Source organism: Plectonema radiosum NIES-515 (genome assembly GCF_025753815.1).
Taxonomy (GTDB): domain Bacteria; phylum Cyanobacteriota; class Cyanobacteriia; order Cyanobacteriales; family Nostocaceae; genus Hassallia; species Hassallia radiosum_A.
In genome coordinates this window covers 1-10,005 of record NZ_JAOWRF010000396.1, presented here as the reverse complement: position 1 = coordinate 10,005, position 10,005 = coordinate 1, and the positions used below count along the sequence as shown (strand labels likewise).

The 10,005-nt window shown below is 41.9% G+C and carries 9 protein-coding genes; 3 read left to right on the top strand and 6 right to left on the bottom strand.

All coding sequences use genetic code 11. The features are described 5' to 3' along the window. Positions 1-254: 254 nt before the first annotated feature. A complete protein-coding gene (locus tag OGM63_RS28060; RefSeq protein WP_263749025.1) occupies positions 255-1,304 on the bottom strand; it encodes a GGDEF domain-containing protein in 1,050 nt (349 codons plus the stop codon). Positions 1,305-2,270: 966 nt separating this feature from the next. Beyond that, entirely contained in the window at positions 2,271-2,471 is a 201-nt protein-coding gene (locus OGM63_RS28055; RefSeq protein WP_263749024.1) for a heavy-metal-associated domain-containing protein, read from the bottom strand. A gap of 370 nt (positions 2,472-2,841) precedes the next feature. On the opposite strand from OGM63_RS28055, the gene alaS reads away from it, so the two are divergent. The 3 genes from alaS (at position 2,842) to OGM63_RS28040 (ending at position 6,617) form a co-directional block, all read left to right on the top strand. Next, entirely contained in the window at positions 2,842-5,556 is a 2,715-nt protein-coding gene (alaS, locus tag OGM63_RS28050; protein ID WP_263749023.1) for an alanine--tRNA ligase, read from the top strand. Positions 5,557-5,997: 441 nt separating this feature from the next. After that, positions 5,998-6,237: a type II toxin-antitoxin system Phd/YefM family antitoxin gene (locus tag OGM63_RS28045; RefSeq protein WP_263749022.1), complete on the top strand. Its 240-nt coding sequence runs from the start codon at positions 5,998-6,000 to the stop codon at positions 6,235-6,237. Beyond that, positions 6,234-6,617: a type II toxin-antitoxin system VapC family toxin gene (locus tag OGM63_RS28040; protein WP_263749021.1), complete on the top strand. Its 384-nt coding sequence runs from the start codon at positions 6,234-6,236 to the stop codon at positions 6,615-6,617. The genes OGM63_RS28045 and OGM63_RS28040 overlap by 4 nt, the downstream gene beginning before the upstream one ends. A gap of 19 nt (positions 6,618-6,636) precedes the next feature. Here OGM63_RS28040 and OGM63_RS28035 read toward each other — a convergent pair whose 3' ends face one another. The 4 genes from OGM63_RS28035 to psaC form a co-directional block, all read right to left on the bottom strand. Then, on the bottom strand, positions 6,637-6,771 hold the full coding sequence (locus tag OGM63_RS28035; RefSeq protein ID WP_263749020.1) for a DUF5615 family PIN-like protein: 135 nt from the start codon (positions 6,769-6,771) through the stop codon (positions 6,637-6,639). A gap of 43 nt (positions 6,772-6,814) precedes the next feature. Beyond that, positions 6,815-7,189 carry a DUF4870 domain-containing protein gene (locus OGM63_RS28030; RefSeq protein ID WP_263749019.1) on the bottom strand — a complete coding sequence of 125 codons (375 nt, stop codon included), beginning with the start codon at positions 7,187-7,189 and terminating at the stop codon, positions 6,815-6,817. Positions 7,190-7,406: 217 nt separating this feature from the next. Then, complete coding sequence (gene glmS / locus OGM63_RS28025; RefSeq protein ID WP_263749018.1) at positions 7,407-9,284, bottom strand: glutamine--fructose-6-phosphate transaminase (isomerizing); 1,878 nt, start codon at positions 9,282-9,284, stop codon at positions 7,407-7,409. A 298-nt stretch (positions 9,285-9,582) separates the two neighbouring features. Next, a complete protein-coding gene (psaC, locus tag OGM63_RS28020) occupies positions 9,583-9,828 on the bottom strand; it encodes a photosystem I iron-sulfur center protein PsaC (RefSeq protein ID WP_015175986.1) in 246 nt (81 codons plus the stop codon). Between the last annotated feature and the right edge of the window lie 177 nt (positions 9,829-10,005).

Here is a 10,005-nt window from a genome sequence, read left to right as displayed (position 1 = left end):
GGAGTTGGGAGTTTGGAGTTAGGAGTTGGGAGTTGGGAGTTGGGAGTTGGGAGTTGGGAGTTGGGAGTTGGGAGTTGGGGGTTAGGAGTTAGTTAGGAGTTGGGAGTTGGGAGTTGGGAGTTGGGAGTTAGGAGTTGGGAGTTAGGAGTTGGGAGTTGGGAGTTGGGAGTTAGGAGTTAGGAGTTGTAGAGACGTGATCGGCTTTGGTCTCTACAAGAGTTGGGAGTTGGGAGTTGGGAGTTGAGGTAAAATATTTATAATTGTTTACCCTTGACTTTTGACTCTCGACTTGAAGAGGAAACAACTTGAAGATGTGTTATGTGCGATAAGTAGTCGCTACTAATAACACGGTTACGTCCTGTGGCTTTAGCTTGTAAAAGATATTTATCGGCACGATCTAGTATACTGATTCCGTTTTCATCGTCTTCGTCTCCCAGAGAAGCCGTACCCAAGCTAATGGTGACGTTGATAGTGAGTTGATTGTTAATCGTAAATGGGTCTTGCTTGATTATACGATTGAGACGACGTGCGACTAAAAGTGCTTCTTCACCTGTGGTGTCAGGAAGAATAATCACGAATTCTTCACCACCGTAGCGGAAGGGTGTATCTTGAAAGCGCAAATTATTTCGCAGTCTGGCACATACTAACTGTAAAAGGCGATCGCCTACTAGATGTCCGTAGGTATCGTTAACTTTTTTGAAAAAGTCTACATCTAGAATAATCAAACTTAAGGGGTTATTCTGATTTCGTGCTCTTTGAATTTGTTTAGGTAAATCCCGATCTAAAGCACGGCGATTATTCATTTGTGTCAGTGAATCTACTAAGGCGATCGCTGACAAAACATCATTTTTTTGGTTCAAATCTCGGTATTTTTGCGCTTTCCGCAAACCAACTGTTAATTGAGCTAATATTAGGCGATTATTCGCAGAAAAAGCTGATTTATGATCTCTTTTTTCTTCTGGAATTTGCCAAATATAAGCATCAGCACCTTGCTTTAGCGCAGTGGAAGTCTTTTCCAAATCCCATTCCCAGTTTCTTCTTGAGACTAGCTCTGGACGATCTTCAAAGAGAATACAGTATATCGACAATAGCCTTGTCTGGTCTTTCAGCCAACAACATAATTTCGTGCTGGCATTAAGGCTAGCCTGTACTAACAGTATATCCGGTGGCGTAATTTGAATGCGCGACACTGCCTGATTGAAATTGGCGATAACTTCTACACTAAAAGTGGTTGCATCACGGATCTGATCCGGAAGGTTAGCGAGAAATTTATCACTTCCAAAGACCAGAATAGAAATATTCATTGCTTTTATTCAATTTTAACTGTAGAACCCTGATGAAACTTGCTAAAACTTGCTTTGATTACTGAATCTAGCTGTGTTTTTGCAAGACAATATTACCGAATATTTAATTGTCTTAATAACACTAGATATAAGAATTCACTTTGATTTTTGAACAAAATTAGGTATTTTTAGGGTGCAGCACTTTCGTCACCAATGCACCCTACGTATTTTTTCTGAAATTTTCTCTAAGACTTACGTATAATAAATTGCCCAATTTTCATAATCTCTTAAGATTTTGAGTTTTATTACAATCGCGAGAATTGAAACTTATGATACCTACTTTGAACTGTTACCTATTTTTTTAAAACAGTAAAAACACTGAAAAATATTTCTTAGGGTAGAGGCGTTACTGGAATTTACTGGTCTGATGTGTCCCAAATAATTACCAAAATCAAAGCTTTACACTTAATCATTAGAAAAAATCATAAGTAGAATTAATTTATTAAAACAATCTTATATTTTGCCAAAGTAACAACGATTAGGAATCTGCGTAATTACTCCGTCAAAACCGAGATATCTAATAAAGATTAGCAATCTTATATGACTTCACACTAAGTACAGCATTTCATTAATAGAAGCACGTTTTGAAACGTAGAGTCAATCAGAAATTTCGTGATAAAATGCGTGATTTTTTGTACTAAGACACAAAATCGATGAATGCGAAAAACGTCAAAGCTAAATTTATCTCTTTGACTTTTTCCGGATTTATTAACAAAAATCAACAAAAGTTAAAATTCCCAAAAAAGCGAATTTTGTAATTTTATAATGGACATATGATGGCGACGAAAATTGTCTTCATCAGTGTCCTTGGGAAAAATATTAATTATTCATTGAACTGGGAACTCTTTACTGGGTACTGGGGAAGAAATTATGAGCAAGATTTGCTTGGGGTATGAATAGCAATAGATATCTTCCCCAGTCCCCAGATCAATAACCTTCTATGCTATAACCAGCCGCAACGATCGCCTGTTTGATAGACTCTTCTGAAGATTCGGCTTCTACGGTGACAGTTTTGGCTTTGACATCTACCTCAACTTTGGCTTCAGGTTCGACTACGTGAATAGATTCGGTAATCGTTGCTGCACAATCATCGCAGGCAATGTTGGGAACGTTCATTTTTAGCGCCATGAGTCACCTCTATACTTGGACTGGGAATTGTTCTTGCAAGATTAATCTTATGAAAAAAATTTTCAATGCTCATCCTACCAAAGTTAGGTGATTGTGCCACTACGTAATACGGGACATGTCGCAGTTGAAGTGAAGGTAGAAGTCTGTTGTCGATTGTTAGCTACAAACTGAAATAAAAATGCAAAAATATATAAAGATACTTATCCAAATACACTTATTGCAGCAGATTTCCGGGAAATGAAGTACATGAGTCAAACCCAAAACCCTGTAAAGACGTTCCGCCGTCACGTCTCTAGGTGTATTTAATCATAACGGAATGTGCTGTAAATTTCTGAATTAATCCCAGCGTCCCTATTTTTTGTAAAGAGTTATGTCTTCAAATCCTCCGAAGTCCGCACAATTGGCTTCTTTCCAGTACCTCAGCGGTAGCGAAATTCGCGCTCTTTTTCTCGACTTTTACGCTCAACGGGGACACCAGATTCTCCCAAGTGCGTCTTTGGTGCCAGAAGATCCCACCGTGTTGCTGACGATCGCGGGGATGCTACCATTTAAACCGATATTTTTGGGACAGCGCACACCAGAATTTAAACGTGCGACAACTTCCCAAAAATGCATCCGCACTAACGATATCGAAAACGTTGGACGGACAAAACGACATCAAACGTTCTTTGAAATGCTGGGTAATTTCAGCTTTGGTGATTATTTCAAAGAACAAGCGATCGCTTGGGGTTGGGAAATTTCCACAAAAGTCTTTAACTTTTCAAAAGACAACCTAGTTGTCAGCGTCTTTGAAGACGACGACGAAGCCTTTAACATCTGGCGTGATAAAATCGGCGTCAGCGTTGCGCGAATCAAGCGCATGGGTGCAGATGATAACTTTTGGGCATCTGGTGCTACAGGTCCTTGTGGTCCCTGCTCAGAAATATATTACGACTTTTACCCAGAACGCGGCGAGGACAATATTGATTTAGAAGACGACACCCGATTTATCGAGTTTTACAACCTCGTCTTCATGCAATATAACCGCGATGCAGAAGGCAACTTAACACCACTTGCCAATAAAAACATCGACACCGGTATGGGTTTAGAGAGGATGGCACAAATCCTCCAACGTGTTCCCAACAACTACGAAACCGATTTAATTTTCCCGATAGTTAAAACAGCTGCGGATATTGCTAATATCGATTATACAACCAGCGATGAGAATACCAAAGTCTCTTTGAAGGTAATAGGCGATCACGTTCGTGCTGTGGTCCACATGATAGCCGATGAAATCCGCGCTTCTAACGTGGGACGCGGTTATGTGCTGCGCCGGTTAATTCGTCGGGTGGTGCGTCACGGACGCTTAATTGGCATTTCTGGGGAATTTACTACAGCAGTTGCGGAAACTGCAATTAGCCTCTCAGAATCAGCTTACCCCAACTTGCGACAAAAAGAAGATGCCATCAAAGCTGAATTGCAACGTGAAGAATCCAACTTCTTGAAAACTTTGGAAAGAGGGGAAAAACTGCTTGAGGAAGCGATCGCCAAGCTGAAAGAAGAAAGCAAAACCCAAATTAGCGGCAAAAGTGCTTTTGACTTGTACGATACCTACGGTTTCCCCCTGGAACTGACCCAAGAAATTGCTCTTGAAAGCAGCCTCACAGTGGATGTTGCTGGATTCGAGGCAGAAATGGAAATCCAAAAAGGACGCGGTAGAGATGCACACGAAACCATCGATTTAACTGTGCAAGGTTCTCTCGACAAGCTAGCCGAACATATCAGCGTTACCGAATTTTTGGGATATACCCAACCGACAGCGACTGCAAAAGTCGAAGCGATCCTTGTGGATGGCGTTTCGACTGAAGAAGTAGACGCGGGAACAAGCGTGCAAATAGTGCTTGACAAAACGCCATTTTATGCTGAGTCAGGCGGACAAATAGGCGATCGCGGTTACATCTCCGGTGACGGTATCCTCATCAGAATTGAAGACGTGAAAAAAGAATCTGATTTCTTTGTTCACTTCGGACGCATCGAACGCGAGCCAGTGCGGTCTTGGGGGTCTCCCCCAAGAGCATCTGGCGTTGGTACAATCCGAGTAGGAGATTCTGTGACTGCACAGATAGACGCGGGTTGCCGGCGTCGTCTGCAAGCAAACCATACCGCTACACATCTGCTGCAAGCGGCTTTGAAGAAGTTAGTTGATGAAAGCATATCCCAAGCTGGTTCTCTGGTTTCCTTCGACAGATTGCGCTTCGACTTTAACTGTCCGCGTCCCTTAACACCCGAAGAAGTCCAACAAGTAGAAGAACAGGTTAATACTTGGATTGCCGAAGCACACGCTGCGAAAGTCGAAATATTACCTCTTGCTGAAGCCAAAGCTAGGGGTGCAGTTGCCATGTTCGGGGAAAAATATGGCGAAGAAGTGCGGGTGATTGATTTTACGGGTGTATCGATGGAACTGTGCGGGGGAACCCACGTAAGTAATACTGCGGAGATAGGCGTTTTCAAGATTATTTCGGAAGCCGGTGTAGCTTCGGGAGTAAGGCGAATTGAAGCGGTTTCTGGTTCAGCAGTGCTGGATTATTTGAATGTTCGCGATAAAGTGGTTAAGGATTTAAGCGATCGCTTTAAAGTTAAACCCGAAGAAGTCCCAGAGAGAATTACCGGACTGCAAAACGAGTTGAAGAATAATCAAAAGCAGTTGGAGATATTGAAAGGACAATTAGCGATCGCTAAATCTGACAGCTTGCTACAAACAGCTGAATCTGTAGGCGATTATAAAATTATCGTCGCCCAAATGGAAGACGTTGATGCCGCTTCCTTGCAAACCGCTGCTGAACGCTTGTTGCAAAAAATAGGCAATGGTGCGGTGGTACTTGGTTCAGTTCCCGAAGCTGGGAAAGTTACTCTCATAGCAGCTTTTAGTCCAGAAGTCAATAATAAAGGACTTCTTGCTGGTAAATTTATCGGTAGTATTGCGAAGATTTGCGGTGGTGGTGGTGGTGGCAGACCGAATTTAGCCCAAGCTGGGGGACGTGATGCGAGTAAGTTACCAGAAGCGTTGGATACTGCGCAAAGTGAGTTGAAGGCTGGTTTAGCTTAGTTGTAGGGCAAGGCATCTTGCCTGCCTGAAAATTTAGAATTGAATACTTTAAGTTAAGCTTACCTATTTCCTCAGGAGTTATATGCGCCCAGATTTCATAGAAAGACTCAAGACACAGTTCCCCGGTTCGCTAAGACCCGACGAAAAGAAACTACTTCAAAATATGAGGTTCCTGATAGACTTCGTACTAGATCATGACCTGAACATATCGCTTGCTCTTGAAGTTATTAATCACGACCTCAGTGAGATTGTTAGCCAAGGAAGCCCAGGGTAAGCTGTTTCTAAAGGCTTCTTACCTAAATCGTATGACTTCTCAAATTACAGATAAAATTAGGTAGTTAGTAGGTTGGGTAAAACCCTCGTGTTACCTAACATCAACTAATAAATTGTTGGGTTGCGTTGTCGCTTTACCCAACCTACAGCTACACATAAATACTAATCATGCAAAGAGTCACACTTGAAGAATTCCGACGAGAACCATTGCAATATCTCAATCAAGTTGAAGCAGGTGAAACTTTTGTTATTGTGGAAGCTGACAAACCTATTGCGGAACTAAAACCGATTACAAGTACCGAAAAAAAGATGCGTCCGTTTGGTTTATGTGCCGGAGAATTTACGGTTCCTGATGATTTTGATTCTTCCTTACCCGAAGAGATTCTCAATGCATTTGAAGGTAGATGAAAATTCTTCTGGATACGCATATTTTCTTATGGTTTATCAATGGTGATAATCGGCTATTAACAGATGTTCGAGATGCTATTCGCGATGGAGATAATGAAGTTTGTCTGAGTGTTGTCTCAATATGGGAAACTATTATTAAGTATCAGTTGGGCAAGCTACCATTGCCAGAATCTCCGGAAATTTATCTTCCCAAACAACGCGATCGCCATCAAATTACTAATCTTGACCTTGATGAAGGCAGTGTTGCTCAACTTGCCAATTTACCATTGTTGCATCGTGATCCTTTTGATAGAATGCTCATTTGTCAAGCTTTACAACATAACTTAACTATTGCAACAGTAGATCCAGAAATCCTCAAATACTCTGTCAGCGTTATTTAAGAGGACAATTATTTGATTTTCATCCATTGAGAGTAATTACAACTCGCTGCTGTTGATGCGCGAATTGTAATACATCTTCATCACTAATCGATTGATTTGCTTGTCTTGGATCATAAGATGTCAGCACATCATAAATTAAAAAAGGAATGTCCAAACATCCCTTTCACGCAATCAAACTATATATTTTGTCAGAGCGATTAAAACAGTCTAAAAATAAACGGATAACGGAACGGTTCATCAGGCTGAGTTAGACAGTGGAATAATGCCCAAATCGTCAATCCCCAGTGTATTGCAAAGCCAAGTGCAACAACGGGGAAAAACAAAATTCCGCCAATACCAAAGGTAATAAAAGATATAATCGCAATGGGGATTCCAATTAAAGTTGCCCAGAACCAAACATTGAAGTGAAAATTAATCGATTCTTTAGCGTTGCTTTTAACAACTGGGTCATGGGAAATTAAGTTAATGATAATGGGAACCGCAATCGATAATAATCCTGTACTAAAAAAAATCGCCCCATGACACAGAGATGATAGCAATTTACGTTTATCTGAGTCGTATGAAACTTGCATCCTGTTGACTCCTCAACTTGCTTTCTAGCTTTAATTGTAACGAGTATTTAATAGGTTTAGTATTGCTGTTTACCGTACAAACGCAACTTTTCTGGCTTTTCCTTCAGATAAATTAACTTTGGCTGTGACTAATGGACTCTAACTATGAGGTTTACCGAACCCCCACAGTAGAAGCAATAGCTTCGGATTTATTCCTGCTACAGTCGTCACTAAGAATTTATTCCACTGTTACCGACTTGGCTAAATTTCTCGGCTGATCGACATCCAAACCGCGCCGCGCTGCGATATGATAAGCCAATAATTGCAAAGGAATTACAGTCAGAATTGGCGAAAGCAATTCCGAGACGTTGGAGACGGGGATCAAGTCGTTAAAAATTTCCGCAGCTTCACCATCGTTGACCGCAGTCACACCGATTAAGCGTGAATCTCTGGCTTTTGCTTCTTGAGCGTTGGAAAGCACCTTTTCGTAAACATTACCAGGGATAGCGATCGCTACTACTGGTACTTTCGCATCTAATAGAGCGATGGGACCATGTTTCATTTCTCCCGCTGGATAGCCTTCAGCGTGAATGTAACTGATTTCTTTTAATTTCAACGCTCCTTCTAAAGCGATGGGAAAGTTAATTCCCCTACCGACAAAGATAAAATCTGTGGTTTCCGCAAAGTCGTGCGCTAACTGTTCAATTAAATTTTCCTGTTTTTCCAAATTTGCTTCAATTTCTTTCGGAATCTGTCGCAAAGAGTTAATAATTTCCTCTAATTTGTCGGGAGAAATTGTTTGACGACGATAAGCTAAATCCAAGGCTAATGCATAAAATGCCATCAGTTGAGCGATAAAAGTTTTCGTTGCCGCTACCCCAATTTCTAGTCCCCCGTGAGTATTGATAATCTGAGATACCATTTCACCCAAGGTGCTTTCTGGACGATTGGTAATTCCTAACAGTCGCGCTTGATACTTAGGTTCTTTACCACTACGGCGTTCTTTTTCCATCGCCAAAGCTGCTAGTGTATCAGCAGTTTCGCCAGATTGAGTTACGCCAATTGTGAGAGTATTTGCAGTCAAAGGTGATGGTGCGTAGCGAAACTCAGAAGCATATTGCACTTGTGTGGGAATTCCCGCCAATTGTTCAATTAAGTATTTACCGATAAGCGCAGCGTGCCAACTAGTACCACAACCGACGATTTGAATTTGCTCTAAATCAACGTAAAATTCTGCTGGTAAACCTAAATTAATCGGTGAAGACGGATCATTTGTAAAGTAAGCTTCTAAACAAGCCCTAACTACTCCCGGTTGCTCGTAGATTTCCTTGAGCATGAAGTGCTTGAATCCCTGTTTTTCTACCATCATGGGACTCAAGTTGAGTAAGCGCGGTTGTTTTTTCAACCTGTCACCGGCAAAGTTATATATTTCTACTCCCAAAGGTGTCAACCGTGCGATTTCGCCATTTTCCAGGGTTAGCACCGCACGGGTATGAGAAACGATCGCTGGGGTATCAGAAGCGCAGAAAAATTCACCTTGACCAAAACCGATTACCAGGGGTGCTTGTTGTCGGATGGCAATCAGTTCATCGGGAAAGTCAGCAGAAATGCAGGCGATCGCAAATGCCCCCTCTAATTTATTCACAACTTGACGCACTGCATCGAACAAAGCAGAGGGTGAGAGGGGGGGAGAGGGGGGATTTTTTAAGAATTCGGCGATCAGGTGGGGAATTACTTCTGTATCGGTTTGGGAACGAAACACATAGCCTTTTTCTTTGAGATCGTCGCGTAACTCGCGGTAATTTTCAATAATGCCATTTTGCACCACTGCCACTCGCATTGCTGTATCCATGTGTGGATGAGCATTATACTCTTCTGGCTTCCCATGAGTTGCCCAGCGAGTGTGACCAATGCCAATTTGTGCTGGGGTTTCGATCGCTTCTAGTTTAGAACGCAAGTTATGGAGTTTGCCTTTAGCGCGAACGCAATTAACCTCACCTTCCCAAATAGTAGCGATTCCGGCGGAATCGTAACCCCGATACTCCAGTTTTTCCAACCCTGAGAGCAAAATTTCTGTCGCTGCTTGAGTGCCGATATAACCTACAATGCCGCACATTGCTCACACCACTTTGTTTTGAGGACGATTAAACCCAGTATAGTTCCTAACATAGATGCGGGGTTTTCGCTCTTGTTTAAACAAACTTTATATGTGAAGCACAAAAAAGAGCAATTTGCTTTCTGTATCACTCCATAGGGCGATCTTATTTTCGACTTTCGCCATCATCAAATATTTTTATAGGGTGGTAACTATACACTATTCAAATTAATAATGTATATTTACTACCCTAGGATGCTGTTGTTTGGTTGCGATTGACTGTAAATTGCCAGTCGAATCAGAAATTCGGGTGAATTTCTTAGTAAGCCAGACCCATACTGCGAGTAGTTTCGGCTCCCAGGTAAACCCGGATGCTCAAAAAGTCAGTGGGGCAAGCAGTTTCACACCGCTTGCAACCTACGCAGTCTTCAGTGCGGGGTGAAGAGGCAATTTGAGCAGCTTTGCAGCCATCCCAAGGAACCATCTCCAGTACGTCTGTGGGGCAAGCGCGGACGCATTGGGTGCAGCCAATGCAGGTATCGTAGATTTTTACGCTATGAGACATTGAAAAAAAATCTCCTAACTGAAGTGTTCTTCTCTGCCAAAGAATCATAATCAAGGCATAGTTTACCGCAGTGCTCTAGCACCTGTAAGCAAAAGGCTACATAACTTTAAACAACTTGACAGTTTATAAGGAAGTCTGCTATGAACTGCTCTGGTCTTAATTCTATGGCAGTTGGCT